This is a genomic window from Skermanella sp. TT6 (assembly GCF_016653635.2).
GTDB classification, from domain to species: Bacteria; Pseudomonadota; Alphaproteobacteria; order Azospirillales; family Azospirillaceae; genus Skermanella; species Skermanella cutis.
The window spans coordinates 5,548,949-5,567,089 of record NZ_CP067420.1; the positions used below are offsets into that span (position 1 = coordinate 5,548,949).

The 18,141-nt window shown below is 67.7% G+C and carries 21 protein-coding genes, 1 tRNA gene and 2 pseudogenes; 10 read left to right on the plus strand and 14 right to left on the minus strand.

Features of this window, described 5'->3' with window-relative positions:
• Positions 1–26: 26 nt before the first annotated feature.
• Together IGS68_RS25775 and IGS68_RS25780 are read right to left on the minus strand one after the other, a co-directional pair.
• Entirely contained in the window at positions 27–1,424 is a 1,398-nt protein-coding gene (locus IGS68_RS25775) for an NAD(P)H-dependent flavin oxidoreductase (protein WP_201075497.1), read from the minus strand.
• 162 nt (positions 1,425–1,586) lie between these two features.
• Entirely contained in the window at positions 1,587–2,324 is a 738-nt protein-coding gene (locus IGS68_RS25780; RefSeq protein ID WP_201075499.1) for a glycerophosphoryl diester phosphodiesterase, read from the minus strand.
• Positions 2,325–2,451: 127 nt separating this feature from the next.
• Here IGS68_RS25780 and IGS68_RS25785 point away from each other — a divergent pair, with 127 nt between their 5' ends.
• Positions 2,452–3,513, plus strand: a complete 1,062-nt coding sequence (locus tag IGS68_RS25785; protein WP_201075501.1) for a lysine-2,3-aminomutase-like protein — start codon at positions 2,452–2,454, stop codon at positions 3,511–3,513.
• 13 nt (positions 3,514–3,526) lie between these two features.
• Here the strand turns inward: IGS68_RS25785 and IGS68_RS25790 are convergent, their stop codons facing one another.
• From IGS68_RS25790 to IGS68_RS25800, 3 genes are all read right to left on the minus strand, one after another.
• The gene (locus IGS68_RS25790; protein WP_201075503.1) at positions 3,527–4,138 is read right to left on the minus strand and encodes a hypothetical protein; all 612 of its coding nucleotides are present in this window, start codon (positions 4,136–4,138) and stop codon (positions 3,527–3,529) included.
• 96 nt (positions 4,139–4,234) lie between these two features.
• Positions 4,235–4,690 carry a thermonuclease family protein gene (locus IGS68_RS25795; RefSeq protein ID WP_247881080.1) on the minus strand — a complete coding sequence of 152 codons (456 nt, stop codon included), beginning with the start codon at positions 4,688–4,690 and terminating at the stop codon, positions 4,235–4,237.
• A 172-nt stretch (positions 4,691–4,862) separates the two neighbouring features.
• A complete protein-coding gene (locus IGS68_RS25800; RefSeq protein ID WP_201075505.1) occupies positions 4,863–5,105 on the minus strand; it encodes a DUF1674 domain-containing protein in 243 nt (80 codons plus the stop codon).
• Between the two features lie 120 nt (positions 5,106–5,225).
• On the opposite strand from IGS68_RS25800, the gene htpX reads away from it, so the two are divergent.
• The gene (gene htpX / locus IGS68_RS25805; RefSeq protein WP_201075507.1) at positions 5,226–6,080 is read left to right on the plus strand and encodes a zinc metalloprotease HtpX; all 855 of its coding nucleotides are present in this window, start codon (positions 5,226–5,228) and stop codon (positions 6,078–6,080) included.
• A gap of 124 nt (positions 6,081–6,204) precedes the next feature.
• Here htpX and IGS68_RS25810 read toward each other — a convergent pair whose 3' ends face one another.
• A complete protein-coding gene (locus IGS68_RS25810) occupies positions 6,205–6,606 on the minus strand; it encodes a GFA family protein (protein ID WP_201075508.1) in 402 nt (133 codons plus the stop codon).
• A 208-nt stretch (positions 6,607–6,814) separates the two neighbouring features.
• Here IGS68_RS25810 and IGS68_RS25815 point away from each other — a divergent pair, with 208 nt between their 5' ends.
• The 3 genes from IGS68_RS25815 (at position 6,815) to IGS68_RS25825 (ending at position 8,993) form a co-directional block, all read left to right on the plus strand.
• The gene (locus tag IGS68_RS25815) at positions 6,815–7,990 is read left to right on the plus strand and encodes a pyridoxal phosphate-dependent aminotransferase (RefSeq protein WP_201075510.1); all 1,176 of its coding nucleotides are present in this window, start codon (positions 6,815–6,817) and stop codon (positions 7,988–7,990) included.
• A 239-nt stretch (positions 7,991–8,229) separates the two neighbouring features.
• Positions 8,230–8,382 (plus strand): DUF1127 domain-containing protein, encoded by a 153-nt coding sequence (locus IGS68_RS25820; RefSeq protein ID WP_201081675.1) that lies wholly within the window; start codon positions 8,230–8,232, stop codon positions 8,380–8,382.
• An 89-nt stretch (positions 8,383–8,471) separates the two neighbouring features.
• Complete coding sequence (locus IGS68_RS25825) at positions 8,472–8,993, plus strand: DinB family protein (RefSeq protein ID WP_201075511.1); 522 nt, start codon at positions 8,472–8,474, stop codon at positions 8,991–8,993.
• On the opposite strand, the gene IGS68_RS25830 is transcribed toward IGS68_RS25825, so the two are convergent.
• The 5 genes from IGS68_RS25830 to IGS68_RS25850 all read right to left on the minus strand — a co-directional run bounded on the left by IGS68_RS25830 (position 8,974) and on the right by IGS68_RS25850 (position 11,924).
• On the minus strand, positions 8,974–9,390 hold the full coding sequence (locus IGS68_RS25830) for a gamma-butyrobetaine hydroxylase family protein (protein WP_201075513.1): 417 nt from the start codon (positions 9,388–9,390) through the stop codon (positions 8,974–8,976). The two genes, IGS68_RS25825 and IGS68_RS25830, sit on opposite strands and share 20 nt — an antisense overlap.
• On the minus strand, positions 9,390–9,653 hold the full coding sequence (locus IGS68_RS25835; protein WP_201075515.1) for a Trm112 family protein: 264 nt from the start codon (positions 9,651–9,653) through the stop codon (positions 9,390–9,392). The genes IGS68_RS25830 and IGS68_RS25835 overlap by 1 nt, the downstream gene beginning before the upstream one ends.
• An 83-nt stretch (positions 9,654–9,736) precedes the next feature.
• Complete coding sequence (locus IGS68_RS25840) at positions 9,737–10,402, minus strand: LON peptidase substrate-binding domain-containing protein (RefSeq protein WP_201075518.1); 666 nt, start codon at positions 10,400–10,402, stop codon at positions 9,737–9,739.
• Entirely contained in the window at positions 10,399–11,331 is a 933-nt protein-coding gene (gene trxA, locus IGS68_RS25845) for a thioredoxin (protein ID WP_371821861.1), read from the minus strand. The genes IGS68_RS25840 and trxA overlap by 4 nt, the downstream gene beginning before the upstream one ends.
• Before the next feature lie 95 nt (positions 11,332–11,426).
• Positions 11,427–11,924, minus strand: a complete 498-nt coding sequence (locus tag IGS68_RS25850) for a prolyl-tRNA synthetase associated domain-containing protein (protein WP_201081679.1) — start codon at positions 11,922–11,924, stop codon at positions 11,427–11,429.
• A gap of 224 nt (positions 11,925–12,148) precedes the next feature.
• Between IGS68_RS25850 and IGS68_RS25855 the strand changes: the two genes are divergently transcribed.
• The 5 genes and pseudogenes from IGS68_RS25855 (at position 12,149) to IGS68_RS35720 (ending at position 13,573) form a co-directional block, all read left to right on the plus strand.
• A tRNA-Gly gene (locus tag IGS68_RS25855) sits at positions 12,149–12,223 on the plus strand.
• Between the two features lie 173 nt (positions 12,224–12,396).
• Complete coding sequence (locus IGS68_RS25860; protein WP_201075520.1) at positions 12,397–12,588, plus strand: hypothetical protein; 192 nt, start codon at positions 12,397–12,399, stop codon at positions 12,586–12,588.
• A 35-nt stretch (positions 12,589–12,623) separates the two neighbouring features.
• Positions 12,624–12,794, plus strand: a pseudogene (locus IGS68_RS36335) (HipA N-terminal domain-containing protein); the annotation flags it as partial.
• A 100-nt stretch (positions 12,795–12,894) separates the two neighbouring features.
• Positions 12,895–12,957: pseudogene (locus IGS68_RS36340) on the plus strand (hypothetical protein); the annotation flags it as partial.
• A 7-nt stretch (positions 12,958–12,964) separates the two neighbouring features.
• Positions 12,965–13,573, plus strand: coding sequence for a HipA domain-containing protein (locus IGS68_RS35720; protein WP_371821920.1), 609 nt, complete (start codon positions 12,965–12,967; stop codon positions 13,571–13,573).
• A gap of 88 nt (positions 13,574–13,661) precedes the next feature.
• Here the strand turns inward: IGS68_RS35720 and IGS68_RS25880 are convergent, their stop codons facing one another.
• The 3 genes from IGS68_RS25880 to IGS68_RS25890 form a co-directional block, all read right to left on the minus strand.
• Positions 13,662–13,961, minus strand: a complete 300-nt coding sequence (locus tag IGS68_RS25880; protein ID WP_201075530.1) for a helix-turn-helix domain-containing protein — start codon at positions 13,959–13,961, stop codon at positions 13,662–13,664.
• Between the two features lie 518 nt (positions 13,962–14,479).
• Positions 14,480–14,743, minus strand: a complete 264-nt coding sequence (locus tag IGS68_RS35725) for a hypothetical protein (protein WP_247881082.1) — start codon at positions 14,741–14,743, stop codon at positions 14,480–14,482.
• A 238-nt stretch (positions 14,744–14,981) separates the two neighbouring features.
• Positions 14,982–17,978 (minus strand): hypothetical protein, encoded by a 2,997-nt coding sequence (locus IGS68_RS25890; protein WP_201075533.1) that lies wholly within the window; start codon positions 17,976–17,978, stop codon positions 14,982–14,984.
• Positions 17,979–18,141: the final 163 nt, after the last annotated feature.

Consider the following 18,141-nt stretch of genomic DNA (forward strand, 5'->3'; position numbering starts at 1 on the left):
GGAGCGCCCGCCGCCCCGCCGGGAGGTCAGTCGCCCGACGCGATCCGGTCGACCAATTGCTTGACGGTCGGGATGAAGCCGTTCGAATAGAACGGATCGTCGGCGAACCGGTAGGCGTTGTGGCCGGCGAACATCAGCTGAGTCTCGCAATCGTCCGAGTGGCTGATCTCCTGCAAGGTCTTCTGGATGCAGAAGGAACGCGGGTCGGCCTTCTTGCCGGTCGTGCCCTCCTCGTTCTGTGCCCAGTTGGAGAACATGCAGGCCGACAGGCAGCCCATGCAGTTGATCTGGTCGGTCAGGATCTCGTTGGACTTCTCCGGCGTCACGAAGATCAGCGTGCCGTCGGGGGTCTTCAGGGCCTCCTTGAAGCCGGCCTCGACCCAGCCGAAGGCGCGGTCGCGGTCGTGCGCGGTCAGGTAGACCGGGCGGCCGCGCGGGCCGACGCGGAACTCGGTGTCGTGCTCGCCCACCGGCTTGACCGAATAGGCCACCTGGCGCTCGCCCCGGCCGCGCAGCTCCTGGATGAACGGGTTGTTCACCGCCGACGAGTAGAAGCCGGTCGGCGAGAACTTGTTCAGGAAGACGTCGCCCTCCTTCAAGGTCAGGAGCTTGCGCTTCCACGCCTCGGAGATCGGGCTCTCCTGCGTGAGCAGCGGGCGGGTGCCGTACTGGAAGGCGATCGGCCCCAGGTCGGGGTTGTCGATCCATTCCTCCCACTCGCGCAGGTACCAGACGCCGCCGGCCATGACGATCGGCGTGTTTTCCAGCCCGAAGCTGTTCATCATCTGGCGCAGCGCCAGCACCCGGGGGAACGGATCCTCCGGCGCTTCCGGGTCCTCGCTGTTGGACAGGCCGTTGTGCCCGCCCGCCCGCCAGGGGTCCTCGTAGACGACGCCGCCCAGGTTGTCGGCGAACCTGTGGTACGCCCGCTTCCACAGCGCGCGGAACGCCCGCGCCGAGGAGACGATCGGGTAATAGTGGATGCCGTAGCGCACCGCGATCTCGGCCACCTTGTAGGGCATGCCGGCGCCGCAGGTGACGCCGTGGACCATGCCCTTGGCGCCTTCCAGGATGCCGTGCAGGATCCGCTCGGCCGCCGCCATCTCCCACAGGACGTTCATGTGGATGCGGCCCTGGCCGTTGGAGACCTCGTGGGCGATGCGCGCCTGGGTGATGCCGCCGGCGATCGAGTATGCGACCAGTTCCTCGTGCCGCTCGCGCCGTGTCCGGCCATGATAGACCTGATCGACGGGGTTGCCGTCGTCATCGAAGCTGTCGGCGTTCACGCCGGAAAATGTGCCGACCCCGCCTGCCGCTGCCCAGGCGCCGGAACTCTCGCCGTTGGACACGGAGATGCCCTTGCCGCCTTCGACCAGCGGCAGGACCTCGCGACCCGAGATCAGCAAAGGCTTGAGCGCCTTCAACGAAACCTCCAAAAAGCTGCTTACTTTTTCGACCGGCAGACACGGACTGCCGCACGCCGGTTTCGCTCCGACGGCGGCGGCGGCCTGCCCTTACTGCTCCATATATGAAAAATTTGCGACGCAGAAGAGTGCCGGTCGAATAATTATCGCGAATCCTCCGGCTCAGCCGCCCAGCACCGCCAGGATGTCGCGCGGCCGGTCGGTGAAGACGGCGGCGACCCCGAGCCCCACCAGCTCCTTCGCCCGCCCGGGATCGTTGACGGTGTAGGCCAGCACGGGCCGTCCGGTCGCCAGATATTCCGCGATGCCGCGGGCATTCTCGCGCGATGCGTTGACGTTGATGGTCGCTGCCTCCACCCGGTCGGCGACGTCCCGCCAGTCGCGCGGGCGGCGGTCGATCAGATAGCCGCGCGGCCAGTCGGGCATATGGTCGCGTGCCGTTTCCAGGCTCGGCACCTCGAAGCTGGAGACCAGCGGAGCCGGCCGGCCGGCCGGCCACAGCGCCCGCGCCGCGTCGAGCGCGACCCTGGCGGTCTCGACCTCGCGGCCGGGGCACGGCTTGATCTCCAGGTTGATGCCCAGATCCAGTTCCAGGACCAGCGCCAGCGTCTCCTCCAGCGTCGGGATGCGCTCGCCGGCGAACTCCGGCCCGAAGCGCACGCCGGCGTCCAGATCCCGCAGGTCCGCGAAGTCCAGGCCCGCGACGGCGCCGCGACCGTCGGTGGTGCGGTCCACGTGGTCGTCGTGCATCAGGACCGGCACGCCGTCGCGCGACAGCTTGACGTCCACCTCGACCCAGCGGGCGCCCTGTCCGGCCGCGACGCGGATGCCGGCCAGCGTGTTCTCCGGCGCGTAGGCCCTGGCGCCCCGATGTCCGATTGTCCTTGGAAACGACAGCATGATGACGGGTGGATCCCTGGTCTGTTGAGCGAGCGGGTGGCATGGCGGCGGACGCCGACCTATAGTCCGAGCCGGCCGGTATAACGACAGTCCGGCATAGACCGAGTTACAGCACGAGTCCCCGATCATGAAAAGTACCGCGACGGCGCGCAGCCTGGACGGCCTCGTCGCCGCCGGCGCCCTCGCGCCGGAGCGGGCCGCCGCCCTCGGGCGGGTGGCGGAACGCTACGCCATCGCCGTGACGCCGCATCTGCTGGACCGGCTCGACGGCGGCGACCCCGCCGGACCGCTCGGCAGGCAGTATCTTCCTTCGGAGCAGGAGCTGGAGATCCGCCCGGAGGAGCTGGCCGACCCGATCGGCGACGATGCCCATTCCCCCGTGAAGGGCATCGTCCACCGCTACCCCGACCGGGTGCTGCTCAAGGCGCTGCACGCCTGCCCGGTCTATTGCCGCTTCTGCTTCCGGCGGGAGATGGTCGGCCCCGGCGGCGACGCGCTCGATCCGGCCGAGCTCGCGGCGGCCCTCGACTATATCCGCGCCCGCGAGGAGGTCTGGGAGGTGATCCTGACCGGCGGCGACCCGCTGATGCTGGCGCCGCGCCGGCTGGCCGGCATCGTCGCCGGACTGGACGCCGTGCCCCATGTGGGGGTGGTGAGGCTGCACAGCCGCGTACCGGTCGCCGACCCCGGCCGCATCGACGACGCCGTCGTGGCCGCGCTGAAGGCGTCGGACACGGCGGTCTGGCTGGCGGTCCACTGCAACCATCCGGACGAGCTGACGGCGGAGGCCCGGTCGGCGCTGGCCAGGATCGCCGACGCCGGCATCCCGCTGGTCAGCCAGACCGTCCTGCTGCGCGGGGTCAACGACGATGCCGCCGTCCTGGAAGCGCTGTTCCGCGCGCTGGTGCGCGCCCGGGTCAAGCCCTACTACCTTCATCATGGGGATCTGGCGCCGGGTACCGCACATTTCCGGACCGATCCGGCCCGGGGCCGCGAGCTGGTCCGGAGCCTGCGCGGGCGGGTCTCCGGCCTGTGCCAGCCGACCTATGTGCTCGACATCCCGGGCGGCCACGGCAAGGCGCCGATCGGGCCGGACTACCTGGAGGGCGACGCCGAAGCCGGCTACGTGGTCGAGGACTACCGGGGCAACCGGCACGCCTACCCGCCGAAGCCGCCGGGCGGCGCCTGAAGGGGAAGGCCGGCTATTCGATCGGGCGGACCATGGTCCCCGGCGGCTGGGCGCTGATGGTGCCGGGCAGGGTGCCGAACCCGTCGGGGAAGAGCTGCTTGGCGACGTCGCTGACCAGGAACCGGAAACCGGCCTGACCCGGCATAACGCTGCCGACCATGCGGTCGGTCGCGGTGTTGAGCGGCTCGCCGCCGTCGCAGAAGGCCGCGGTGATGCGCGTGGCCGCCATCAGGTCGCTCTGCTCCGGCGGGGGTTCGGCCTCCACGTCGTCGGTCCGGGTGCAGAGCGCCGGCGCCTCCATCATCTCCTCGCCGTGGAACGCGATGACCATGCGATAGTCCTTGGAGCGGTCGAAGCCCACGCCGGACGTGAAGTTCGTCTGGGGGTCCATCAGCGTGGGCGGCAGGGCTTCCACCACCTTGCGGCTGAAGTCGTCCGGAGAAGATCCCTTCATGATTCCGATGACGATCACGTCGAAGCCGCTTTCCGGCGGCGCCGGGGCGGTGACCGGATCCTGCTGGGCTTGCGCCTGGGGAGCGTCCTGGGCCATGGCGCCGGTCGCCCCGAACGCGATCATGGCACAGGTCAATCCGGCCGCGGCGGCACGGAAACAAGGCGTGCGCATGGTGTTCTCCTCGCTGTCGAGACGGCGGCCGATCGATGCCGCACATCTCGACAAACGAACGATTTCCACGGAAGTTCCGACTCGGAGGGGCCCGCTTTAGGGCAATTGTGCGACCGAACACCAGGTCTGGCGGGTCTTGCCGCCATAGGGACGGGCCAGGCCGGCGGCGATCAGCTGCTCGCCGACGTCGCGGCCGGACCGGGTGAGCACGCGGGCGCGGACCCGTCCGCCGTACTTGTCATGCTGGATATCGTGGAGCGTGACGCCGGGTTCGGCCAGCAGCGTCTCGGTCAACTGCCGGGCCTGCTCCGCCATGTCCTTCTCGCGCTGGCACTTGCCGCGCTTCTCCGGCGTGTCGATGCCGTCGATCCGGACGCGGGTGACGACTTCCTGGTCCAGCCAGACCAGCACCCGGACCTCCAGCGTGTCGCCGTCGATCACCTGCGTCACCAGTCCGGGCACCGGCCCCGACAGCCGCTCCGCGGCCCGGGCAGGTATCGCGGGCATGAAGAGGGACAGCAGCAGGGCGGTGACGAGGAGGTGCCGGCGCACGGGAGCAAATCCATGGGAACGACGGACGGAAATCGGCCGCCTATCGGAAGGATACTCGACGACTAGGAATTACTCAAGTTTAATAGGCCGCATTTCCTACCTACGACCGTATGGCCTATGAATTCCGGGGTATGCGCGGACTCCGACCCTATATTCTGGCCCGCGCATCCTCTCAGAAATCCGTGCAGCGCCCCTTGCTTTCCCAGTCGCCGTACCGGGTCGGCTCGGGTCCGCGCGGACCGCCGATCTCGCCAGGCTTCTGCACGGGCATGCCGTGTTCCGGCGACGCGGCATCGTTCTCGGGAACGGGGTTCTCGGGAACGGGGTCTTCGGAAACGGGATCGGCCGCGGCCGTCGGCTGACCGGCGGCGGCGGGATCTGCCGGCTTGCCGGCTTCTGTGTCGATCTGGCTCATGGAGTGGATATGGCCCTGGCCGCCGCGGACTCCAAGACTTGAACCCCTTGGGCCGGACTGCACATATCGGATGTCCAGCCCGACCCTCGCCCAGGTCGGGACCGCGCAGAGGTGACCTTCATGACGAGCTATTTCCGCACCGCGATCCTGCTGGCCGGCATGACCGCCCTGTTCCTGGCGATCGGCTATCTGATCGGCGGGCAGGGCGGCATGCTGATGGCGCTGCTGTTCGCGGTCGGCACCAACCTGTTCGCCTACTGGAACTCGGACAAGATGGTGCTTCGGATGTACGGCGCGCGGGAGGTGGACGCCCGCTCCGCCCCGCAGTTCCACGGCTTGGTCCAGCAGCTGTCGCAGCGCGCCGGCCTGCCGATGCCCAAGGTCTACATCATCGAGAACGACCAGCCCAACGCCTTCGCGACCGGCCGCAATCCGGAGAACGCCGCGGTCGCCGCGACCAGCGGCCTGCTCCGCCGGCTGAACCACGAGGAGGTCGCCGGCGTGATGGCCCACGAGTTGGCGCACGTGAAGAACCGCGACACCCTGATCATGACCGTGACCGCGACCATCGCGGGCGCCGTGTCGATGCTGGCCAACTTCGCGTTCTTCTTCGGCGGCAACAACCGCAACAACCCGCTGGGCATGGTCGGCACCCTGCTGATGGTCTTCCTGGCGCCGGTCGCCGCGATGATCGTGCAGACCGCGATCAGCCGGACCCGCGAATACGAGGCCGACCGGATCGGCGCGGAGATCTGCGGCCGGCCGCTATGGCTGGCCAACGCCCTGGTCAGCATCCAAGACAGCGCCGCCCGGATCGACAACGTCCAGGCCGAGAACAATCCGGCGACGGCCCACATGTTCATCATCAATCCGCTGCATGCGCGGTCGGTGGACGGGTTGTTCCGCACCCACCCCGCCACGGAGGAGCGGGTGCGCCGCCTGCGCCTGATGGCCGGCGCCGGACGCGGGCTCTGAATTCTTTTCTGGGCCACAGATCAACGCAGATGGACGCTGATGGGCTTCGGCATCCCGCCGGCATGACGGGCTGCGAAAACTCATCTGCGCCCATCTGCGTGCATCCGTGGCCAAGTCATGGAAATCAGTTGTCGCCGGGATAGCTGTCGGCGCCGGGGATGGTGTCCAGCCACTTGATCCGGTGGGCGGTCCAGATCTCGTATTTCGGCGGCGGGAAGCCGGACGGATCGTCGAATCCGCCCAGGGAGATCGAGACGTAATCGCCGCCGTCGCGCCGCCAGAACAGGGCCGAGCCGCAGCGGGGGCAGAACTCGCGCGTCGCGAAGTCGGACGCCCGATACGCGCCGACCTCCCCCCGGATCATCTCGAACCGGTCGAGCGGGAAACTGGCGAAGGCCGGCATCGGCGCGCCGGTCTGCTTCTGGCACTGGGTGCAGTAGCAGATGTTGGTGTCGTTGGGGGCGCCGGTCGTCCGGTAACGGACGGCGCCGCACAGGCATCCGCCCTCGTGGATGGCATCGGTCATCGCTGGTTTCCTCCCCTGGCCGGTTTCCGGATCATGGGCCGGAGCCTCGCGCAGGCCCGCCCCTGCTTCAACCTAGGCTTTCTCATGGCGGCATGAGAGGAATTCATGCCGTGGCCCGCTATACAAACCGGAAGCTCCACGGTATGACGGTTTCAGCGTCAACCGAATTCGGCGCATTCCCCCTCTTCCCACCAGGGTTGCCCGCCCCATGACCACCGGTCCCGACATCCGTCCCGCGATCACGGCCCTGCCCAACAGCCTCATCGGCGTCGTCGCCAACTATGGCCGGGGCCGCGACGGCCTGATCCCGCTGTGGTTCGGCGAAGGCGACGTGCCGACGCCGGGCTTCGTCATGGACGCGGCGTACCAGGCGATGCGCGACGGCCATGTCTTCTACACCTGGCAGCGCGGCCTGCCGGAACTGCGGGATGCCCTGTCGGCCTACCACCGCCGGACCTACGGCGCCGACGTCGGCACCGACCGGATCACGGTGACCGGCTCCGGCATGTCGGCCATCGCCCTGTCGATGCAGAGCCTGATCGATGCGGGCGACGAGGTCGTCGTGGTCTCCCCCGTGTGGCCCAACGTGTTCGCCAGCATCAGGATCATGGGCGGCGTGGTGCGGCAGGTGCCGCTGGCGCTGGAGAACGGGAAATGGACGCTGGACCCGGACCGGCTGTTCGACGCCTGCGGCCCGCGCACCCGGATGATCTTCGTCAACTCGCCCTGCAATCCGACCGGCTGGACCATCGGGACGGATGACCAGCGGCGGATCATGGAGTTCGCCCGCGAGCGCGGCCTGTGGGTCATGGCCGACGAGGTCTATTCCCGCCTGGTGTACGACGGCGGCCTGGACGGCAGCGGCCGCGCCCCCTCGTTCCTCGACGTCTCGGAGCCGGAGGACAAGCTGCTGGTGATCAACAGCTTCTCCAAGAACTGGGCGATGACGGGCTGGCGGCTCGGCTGGGTCGTCGCCCCGGCGGAGATGGGTCAGATCTACGAGAAGATGATCCAGTTCAACACCTCGGGCGTCCCGGGCTTCGTCCAGAAGGCGGGCCTGGCCGCCCTGGAACAGGGCGAGCCGTTCCTGGAGGAGATGGTCGAGCGGTGCCGGACCGGCCGCGACATCGTCTGCTCCGCGCTGGAGTCCCTACCGCGCGTGCGCGTCCAGCGGCCCGACGCGGCCTTCTACGCCTTCTTCTCGGTCGAAGGGGCCGGCGACAGCCTGAAACTGGCGAAGCGCATCGTGGACGAGGCCCTGGTCGGCCTCGCCCCGGGAGCCGCCTTCGGCGACGGCGGCGAGGGCTACCTGCGGCTCTGCTTCGCCAGCTCGCCGGAATGCCTTTCGCAGGCCATGGAGCGCCTGGTCCCCCTCCTGCGCTGATCGGGCGGTTAACCATAAATCGGTTAACCGGTGATTAATTAGCTATGGCATGGCCTCATGCCAACCATGTGGAAGCCGCACTTCTCGCAGGTGCAGCATGCCCCCATATTACCGTTCACAAGCAACGGCGGCCGGCGCATCGAAGCCGGCCTTTTCTATTGAGGACTCACATCATGGCACTGGCAGTTCGCACGTCCGGTTACGCCGGTCGACGTTCGGCCGACTCTTCCGCTGACTTCATGCAGCGGTTGACCGACACCCTGAAGACTTGGAAGTACCGCATCGTCAGCCGTCGTGAACTGATGGACCTGGATGCCCACATGCTGCGCGACATCGGCCTGACCGACCTGGAAGCCCAGACGGAAGCCTCGAAGCCCTTCTGGCGCGCCTGACGTCGCGTAGCGCCGCATGGCCGATCGGATCGAGCCGCGCCTGCCGGTATCAAGTATACTGGGCGCGGCTTTTCGATTCCGGGACCGCCATGACGCCAGAACATTTCCGCACCCTCGCCCGCTACAACGCCTGGGCCAACAGGCACCTCTATGACGCCTGCGCGGCCCTTTCCGACGCCGAGTTCCGCAAGCCTCGGCAGGCCTTCTTCGGCTCCATCCTGGGTACGCTCAACCATGTGCTGGTGGCAGACCGGGTCTGGCTCGGCCGTCTCGAAGGCGTGCCGTCCGGCATCGCCGCCCTCGACCAGATCCTGTACGGGGACCTGGCCGACCTGGCCGCCGCCCGCACCGCCGAGGACGCGCGGATCACGGCCCTGGTGGACGGCTACGGTGCCGGCGAGCTCGGCCGCGACCTTGTCTACCGGACGATGGCGGGAACCGAGCACCGCACGCCGGTGGTCTGGGTGCTGTCCCACCTGTTCAATCACCAGACCCACCACCGCGGCCAGGCCCACGGCCTGCTGTCGCAGACCGCCGTGCCCCCTTCCCCGCTCGACCTGATCTATTTCCTGCGGGAGCGGGAGGCGGACGTCACCGCGGATCGCGCTTGAGGCCGCGCGTCTCCAGTTCCCGGAGATAGGTGGACCAGAGTTCTTCCTGGCGTTCCCCCAGCTCGTACAGGTACTTCCAGGAGAAGATGCCGCTGTCGTGCATGTCGTCGAACTGGATGCGGATCGCGTAGTTGCCGACCGGCTCCAGCCCCATGATGCCGACATGCCGGCGGCCCGAGACGATCTGCTTCTGGTTGGGGCCGTGGCCCTGGACCTCCGCCGACGGGCTTTCGACCCGCAGCAGTTCGGCCGGCAGCGAGAAGCGGCGGCCGTCGTCGAATTCGATCTCCAGCCGCTTTTCCGCCTTCTTCAGCCGCACTTCCACCGGCCAGTGCCGCGTGCCGAACGGATCGGTGGCGAAGGACTCGTCCGCACCGCTGCCTGACGCGGGCGTCATCAGTGGCTCGCCGTCTTGGAGGACTGGCCCCCGGCCGGCTGCGAATGGGTGGGGTGCGCGGTGTCGGCGTCCAACGTCCGCGCCTCGTCCACCAGCATGATGGGAATGCCGTCGCGGATCGGATAGGCCAGTCCCGCCCGGTCGCTGATCAGTTCCTGAGCCGCCGAGTCGTAGCGGAGCGGTCCCTTGGTCAGCGGGCAGACCAGGATTTCCAGAAGCTTGGGGTCGACCTTGGCCGCCGAACCCGGTTTGGTATCGCTCACGTCCTCATCCCTTCGATCTCGTCCCCTCGGCCTCGTTCCCCCGGCGTGGCCGGCGCCCGATACGCGCCTGCCGGCGGCCGGGGTCAGTGCCGCGCCATGGTATCGCCGTCCCGCTTGTCCAGGACAGCCATTTCGATGATGGCGATCATCATGCCGGCCCGTTCGGACAGCGTACCGCATTCCAGCAGGGCCTGCTTCTCCGACGGCTCGAACGGGCAGATCATGGCGAGCGACGTCACCAGACGCTCGTCCGGCGTCGCCTCGATCGCGTCCCAATTGGCCGAGATGCCCTGGATCTTGAAATATGTCCGCAATCCCTCGACCAGCCGCGCCCTGTCGAACAGGGCGGGACCCGGCTCCGCCAGGTCGCCGGCGAAGCGCTCCCACGAGGCCGTGACGCGGCGGTAGCCGCGCACGATCGGCAGCTCGCGCACGATCTCGAACCGGCAGACGCCGGTCAGCGTGATCAGGTAGCGGCCGTCGTCGGTCTCGCTGAAGCTGGTGATCCGGCCGGCGCAGCCGATCGGATAGACCGGCGGCGCGCTGGCGCGGCTCAGGGGATCCGACGGCTGGATAATGCCGATCATCCGGTTGCCGGACAGCGCATCGTCGGTCATCGCCAGGTAGCGGGGCTCGAAGATGTTCAGCGGCAACTTGCCCCGGGGCAGGAGCAGCACCCCGGTGAGCGGAAAAATCGAAATGATTTCCGGCAGTTGGTCGAAGGATGGGTCGAACGGGTTTGGGCTCATGAAAATAAGATAGATGACAACTTCCGTCTTGCCATGACGGTCAGCTTGTCAGTCGGCCCAAAAGCCTCGAAAAATTTCACGAGCTGCTTGCGGGCCTGCTGATCGTTCCATTCCCGGTCACGGCGCACGATCTCCAACAGCTCCTCCACCGCGGCGTCACGCTTGTTGCCGGCGTAAAGCGCCATGGCGAGGTCGAAGCGGGTCTGGTGGTCGTCGGGGTTGCGGGCGATCCGGTCCATCAGCTCCGGAACCGGGCCGGCCGCGGCGCTCTGCTCGGCCAGGTCCAGCGCGCTGCGGACGGCTGCCAGCTCGGGTGCCTTGGCCAGCTCGGGCGGCGCGCCGTCCAGCATCTCGCGGGCGCGGGCGAAATCCTGGGCCGTCACGAGGCAGCGCACCAGCCCGGCGTAGGCGGCGGCGTTGGTCGGCTCGACCCCCAGGATCTGGCTGTAGATCTCGCTGGCGGTGGCGGCGTCCCCCGCCTCCAGCGCCTGGGCGGCGGCGTCGAGCGCTTCCTGGAGCCCGCCGTCGTCGGCCCCGCCGGACAGCTTGGCCAGCCGATCGACGAACTGCTTGATCTGCGACTCCTGCTGGGCACCGACGAAACCGTCCACCGGCCGGCCCTGGAAGAAGGCGTAGACCGCCGGGATCGACTGGATGCGGAGCTGGCCCGCGACCTGCGGGTTCTCGTCGATGTTGATCTTGACCATCTTCACGGCGCCCTTGGCGGCCTTGACGGTCTTTTCCAGCAGGGGGCCGAGCTGCTTGCAGGGGCCGCACCAGGGCGCCCAGAAATCGACGATCACGGGCACCGTGCGCGAGGCCTCGATGACGTCGGCCATGAAGGCGCGGTCGCTGGTGTCCTTGATCAGGTCGGCGGCCGGCTTGGGCCCGCCACCCGGCGCGCCGGGCATATTGAACATGGTCTGCATGGAGGCGTCCTGTTGCTGGAAAGCTGGCTGGTCCGGAATCCGTGTATCGGATGGCTGCGTGTTTAGAGTTGCGTGTTTAGATGAGCCTTGCCGGATTATCCAGCAAGGTCGGCGACCACGGCCTCGTGTCCGGTGGAGGAGAGGAACCTGAGCAGGTCGGCCGAGCGGATCGCCGTCGTCCGGCCGTTGTCGAGCGGATGGTAGTTCAGCAGGTCGTGCGCCATCATGGCTTTTTCCAGCACCACGGTGACCCGGTGCCCGGTGTCGTTGATCACGGCGAAGGGCGTCACCGAGCCGGGCCGGACGCCCAGCACCTCCCGCAGCAGGTCGCCGTTGCCGAACGACAGGCGGGCGGAGCCGATCCGCTTGTCCAGGGTCTTCAGGTCCACCGCGCTGTCCTCCAGTGCGACGACCAGCCACAGGCGGCCCTTCTTGTCCTTCAGGAACAGGTTCTTGCAATGGCCGCCCGGCAGCGTCCCGCGCAGCGCCTGCGCCTCCTCCACCGTGAAGACCGGCGGATGGGAATGGGTGGTGGTCTCTATGCCCAGGCCATCCAGGTACGCTATGAGCTGTTCCGGCGAGGTGGGCAGCATGTCGGTATTGGAGCCGGTGTCGGGGACGTTGTCGGCGTCGGTGTCGGCACGATCGGGCATGGCGGAAACCTTGATGGTCCGGCGGAATGGGGCGCCGCTGTTATAGCCGCTTCCGGCGGTGGCGCAAACCGGGGAGGAGGATTCGAAAAAAGGCCCTTGCAAAGGGGTCGGACTTCCGTATTATCCGCGCTCACCGCTGGTCAACACCCGGACCGGCCGCCGATGCGGGCGTAGCTCAGGGGTAGAGCACAACCTTGCCAAGGTTGGGGTCGAGGGTTCGAATCCCTTCGCCCGCTCCAGTTTCAGACGATGCTTCAGAGTTCGCGAGCGTCCCTTTCGGGGCGCTTTTTTGCGTCTGGATCGGTCGTTGCCGCTTCTGCTGCCATTTCCAAGGCTTCCATCATCCACAAAGTCGCCGTTCGTGGACATTCCTGTAATGTCGCCGTTCGCTGACATTCATTGGAAACCGCCGATGCTCATTCGCACCCCCATCGAGATCGGCCTCGTCCTCCGGACGCTGAACGCGCTGGGACTCGGCCTCTCCGTCGATGCCACCGACGAACTCGGCGGGACCGAGGCGCCGCAAGCCAACTCCATCCCTTCGCCCATCCCCTCGATCGATATCGACGGGCTCCTCGACGATCCCGCGGCGAACCGGTCGTGACCGGCGAACTCGTCGCCGTCTCGGCAGGCCGGGTCATGGGAACGGTAAGGCGCGACCGTAATGGCCGGCTGAGCTTCCTCTGTGACCAGGGTTGGAGGACGGCTCCGGGCGCCTACCCGCTGTCGCATTCCATGCCTGTCGCCGTGGCGGAGCACGGTCATCGGCCGATCGAAGCTTTCCTCTGGGGCCTGCTCCCGGACAATGCGATGGTGCTCGACCGCTGGGCGCGCCGTTTCCAGGTCTCGGCCCGCAACCCCTTCGCCATATGCCGAAAACGAGCATGTCTGCATGAGCCTTGCCGGAGCGATGGGCCTGATCACCGCTCGGTCGCAGGTGCTGAGGTTCGAGGATGAGATCGCGATCGTCGTCGAACGGCATGACCGGCGTTGGACCGGAACTGGTTTCCTGCGGGTTCACCAGGAAGACATCTGCCAAAGCCCTGGGGCTTGCCCCGACCTTGAAGTACGAGAACGAGGGCGGCCCCGGTGCCCGCGCCGTCGTCACCCTGCTCCGCTCGGTTTCGGGACGGCCCGAGGAGGACATGCACCGTTTCGTCGATGCCATGGCTTTCAATTGGCTGATCGCCGGCACGGATGCCCATGCCAGGAACTATTCGCTGCTGATCGGCGCAGCCGGGCGCGGCCGTCTGGCTCCGCTCTACGACATCGCCAGCGCGCCGCCTTACGGCGACCTCGACCCCCAGCGCCTGAAGCTCGCGATGAAGATCGGCGGCGAGTACCGACTCCGCGACGTCGGTGTGCGTCAATGGCGGAAATCGACCGTGGAACTCGGCCTTGATCCGGACAGGGTCCTGGCCCGTGTCGTCGAACTCGCCGGGATGATAAGCGGGCATATGGCGGAGGTTCGTCTGCGCGCGCAGGAGGACGGCCTGGATCACCCCCTCGCCGGGCTGCTGGCGGACGCGATCACGGCAAGGGCACGCCATTGCGCCGGCATGCTTGCGGAACCGGCAAATCGGGGCTGAAGGGCGAGTGCCTCGACCTTCGGGAAGAGGTACTTGATGTTCTTCCGCGCGTCGAAAACCCGTGCTGAAGCAGCATGCCGCTTCGTAGTCAGGCTTTGGGCGGATTTTTCCGGCGACGCTTGATCAACAGCTTCACCTGCTTGATTGTCAGCGACAGATCGTCGTCGGACAACGCGCGGGCATGAACCGGCAATTCGTCTTCCATCCGCAGGCGAGCGCTCTCCGCGTCGGGCGGCGCATCGAACCCCAGCAAATCGTTGGGCGACGTCCCCAGTACCTGGCAGAGGCGCAGAAGGGTGGCGTAGTCGGGACGGCGCGTACCCGCGACATAGTGGCCGTAGCGAGGTTCCGTCAGACCGGCCCGACGCGCCACTTCCGCGTCGGTCATCCCGAGTTCGCGCGCCCGTTCCCGGAGTCTCGTGGTCGGCACATGCATTCCGCATGTGTTGCGCGCGATGCTTGTACCGTCCATGTACGAAATGGCAATAATGCTATTGTCGATCTGACAACGGAGATGTCAGCCATGGGCGTGGCGGATAGACGGGCGCGCATGAGCCCGGCGATGAAGGCATTGGTGGCAGGAGTGTCTATCCCGACCGCAGCGATCGGGGAGGAGGACGGCGCTTCCTTCCTCGCCATGCAGCGATGGCTGCATGCGGCCGATGTGGCGGCGAAATCTACGTAAAGCAGAGTAGGCCACCAGATTTTCGAGCTGTACCCGATCAGGTCGATCCGCCCGATACAGCTGACCCGAAGCGTTGCGCCATGGGCGCAACCTACGATCGTCGGCCCACATCACCTCCGCTCTGCATCGAGCCGTAGGTTGCGCCCATGGCGCAACATAGTGCGTCGAGTGGAACGGCCGGCTGCGACGACCGGAACGGTTCAACCTGATCGGGTACCGCTCTAGCCGGGTTCCTCCTCCAATGTTTCCCCGAGGATTTCCCCAAGACCCCGCAGACGCACCGCCGGATATCCGGGCAGCTTGACGACCAATCCCATCTCGCCACCGACCGCCTCCACATAACTGCGGAGGGTCGAAAGATACATGTCGGCCTGCGCCTTGCCGGCGATCTGGAGCAACTCGCGCAGGCATTCCACATCCCGCTTGAGTTCCCGGTACTTCGCCTCGATGCATTCCTGTCGCTCGGACGGAAGTTCGGCGATCACTTCGTCAATGCTCCGGCCTATCGGATCCGATCCCCTTCGCAGCTCTCAACAGTTCCGAATGGGCGAAAACGGCGGTCCGCCTTGTCGATGAATTTACTGTAGAAGCGCTTCCCGCTCCTGCCGGATTTGTCGCCGACGACCAGAAGAACCGCCATTCTTTCCGGATCAAAGGCGAAAGCGGCTCCCCGTGGATCGCGGGAAGCCCCTCCTTGGATGATCGGAAGCAGCCCGCCCCCCGTCACTTCCCAACCTGCGCCGCCGCCGCGCCCGTCACCGGCACCGCGCCGCTGTCCACCATCTTCAGCTTCCAGTCCTGCGCCTCGGTGCCGTCCAGGTTCAGGTGGCCGGCCAGGAACAGCAGGCGGTCGGTGTCGGCGCCCTTGGCGGTGCAGAAGCGGTCCTGGAGGTAGTAGGGCGGCGTCGCCTGATAGTAGAGCGTCGCCTTGACCGACGCCGCCGTCCCCTTCAGGTCCGCCAGCGGCACGGCATAGACCAGCGTGTCGCCGCCGCCGTCGCGGTAGTCGGGATCGTCGCCGACCGCCGTGGGGGCCACGTCCTCGGCCAGGTCGGCGCCGGCTCCCAGCGCCTTGGCGATGGCGAGCCGCTGGTCGAGGCCCAGGAAGCCGTGGGGCAGGATCCGGTTGTCCTTCACGTCGGCGCAGATCGACAGGAAGCTGGTGGTGAAGTCGCCGGTCGGCTTCGCGTCGTGGCCGCAGACGGGGGCCTGGCCCGCCGGAAGATTGGTGGGGGGAGCCGTCACCAGTTCCTGGTAGACCTGCGCCTGGTCCTGGCGGGTGACCACCTGATAGTGCGGCTGGTGCGCCAGGCTGCCGGCGTTGGCCCGGCCGGAGCAGTCGTCCTTCCACCACAGCTCGCCGGCGACCGGCTTGCCCGCCTCGTCCACGATGACGCCGGCGCCGTTGGTCCGGCCCGAGGCCCACAGCACGTTGCCGTTGGCGTCGAGCACGTCGAACTCGATGAAGGCACGGCGGAAGCCCACGCCCGACGGCAGCTTGTGGCCGGTCTTGCTGGTGACCGCGACGGTCGCCCGGAGATTGCCGCCGTCCGTCTCCACCCCCGTCACCGCGATCGCGGCGGTGCCGCCGGAGGCTTGGTCGAGCATCGCCTGCTCGGTGCGGAGCAGGGGATCGACGCCCTTGGACACCAGCATCGGGTCCTGGGTGCGAATGCCCAGGATGTCGGGGAACTGCTGGGCCATCTTGGTGAAGAAGACGTTCAGCCCGACCAGCGTATGCTGCGCGAAGCCGTCGCGCACGGGCAGGTCGATATCCTCCGGCCCTAGGTTGTTCTCGGCCTGGGGGAAGTTGGAATATTCCTGGATGCTCGCGATCTTGCTGCGGTACGGCTTGCCGTTCTCGTCCTTGCTCGGCATGTGGCAGTCCTGGCAGCTCGCGGGCGTTGCCCCCGGCCCGCCGGGCAGCTTGCCGTCCACGCCCTCGCCGGTGCGGTAGGCGCTGAAGGCCCATTCCGGATATGTCGTCTGCTCGTAGACGTGGGTCAGCACCTTGCCCTTGTCGAGCACCGGCAGATGGACCGTGTGGCAGGTGCCGCAGGTCTCGGAATTGGTGATCGCGGCATGGTATTCCGGCCGGTTGCCCAGCGCGGCTTCCATCGGCTTGACCTTAGGGTCCTTGAAGGGGCCGAAGATCGTGTCCGGCGGCCCGACCAGGAAGCTTCCGGTGAAGGTCCGGGCGAAGCCCGTGTTGTCCGGGTTCAGGAAGGCCTGCCGCTCGGCGATGCAGGCGTTCTGCGGCGCGTCCTTGAACTGCGCCGTCGCCTCCGCTCCCAGCGCCATGCGGTGGCAGGCGGTGCAGGAGACGCCGTCGCGCGCCAGCGCGCCGTAGGAGGCGTGCCCGGCGCCCGGATTGCCGGCGGGGAACGGCACGGCGTTGGCGAAGGACCGCAGGAAATCCTGGCACTGGCCGGTCTCGGCGAACTTGTCCACCGTGAACTGGCGCTGGCCCAGGATGCCGTGGCAGCCCAGGCAGGTGTTCTCCACCAGGTCGGCGCTCTCGGGGTGGAAGGTCTGCGTCTCGCTGGCGAGCTGGGCGAAGAAGATCGGGTCGCGTCCGGCCAGCCCCATGGGCGAGGTCCACCACGTGGCATAGGGCGACAGGTTCAGCAGCTTGGCGCCGTGGGGGTTCGGCCGGGTCATGTCGAACTGCAGGCCGGTGCTGCCGGCGTCGTGGCAGCCCATGCACTGGTCGGAGGTGACGAACTCGCTGGCGGCATTCGGTCCGCCGGCCTTGACCCAGACGCTGTCATAGGTCTGGGACGGCATCTTCGACACCGTCTCCCAGGTCGGCCTGGGCAGCCCGGCGACCTTCAGCCCGGCGACGACGTCGGGATCGAAGGCGTATTGCGGCTGGCCCAGGCGCGCCGAGTCGTCGGTCGGCAGGCTGACCAGCCGGTGGTGGATCTCGGGCGCCGGGGCCTCGAAGAAATGCTGGCTGAGGAAGACCAGCGGCTCGCCCGGCTGGCCCAGCATGTTCTTCAGGCTGGCGAAGGTGTAGCCGTCCTTGGCCGAGGCGTGGCAGTTCAGGCAGTACTGGCCGAACCCCATGTTGGCCAGCGGGTTGGTCGGACCGGGCGGCCAGTCCGGCGCCCAGCCGCTCCAGCCGAACCAGCCCCAGAACCAGCCGTCGTGGGACGCCTGGGCATCGCGCACCATGATGGCGGCGCCGCTGGTCGGCAGGAGATTGAGCGGATCCACCCCGTCGCAGGCCGCCGCCGGTGCCGGGAACATCTCCTTGACCATGATGGCGCCGTCGGGGACCGGCGCCGGGTCCGCCGGGGCGGCGGCCTCGTCGGACGGCCGGTTGACCTTCAGCCACGCCACCATCTCGGGCGAGTACCAGATCACCACCGGCGCGTGGGTCCCGGCATAGGTGCCGACCCATTTGCCGTCCTGGAGGCTGGCGGTATAGGGGCCGGTGTCGCGCACCCGCTTGTCCCGGACCCAGCCGGCCGCCTCGTCCCGGTGGCAGAAATTGCGCAGGTAGTCCCCCAGCTTCGTCTCGTACTGGTCGAGCGGCAGGGCGCCCGGCTTCCGCACCGCCTCGGCCAGCGAGGCGCACAGGGCGCCGTCGGTCGGCACCAGCGGGGTCGGCCGGGCCGCCGTGCAGGCCGGCGCCGCGATGGCGGCACCCGCCGCGAACAACCCGCACAGGGCGAGGGCGGGAACCAGGAGACGGGACAGGAAGGATCGGGACATCCGGGGTTTCCCTTCGGAAGGACGGCCCGGTGCGGTTGAGTCGCGACCGGTTCTTTCTCCAGGGTATTAGACCTTCGGGGTTAAGTCCATCGGGGAGGACGGACCAAAGGTCCGGCACAGCGCGATTGTCACAGCCGCCGTCCCCCGGCTTGTCTGTCCCCGG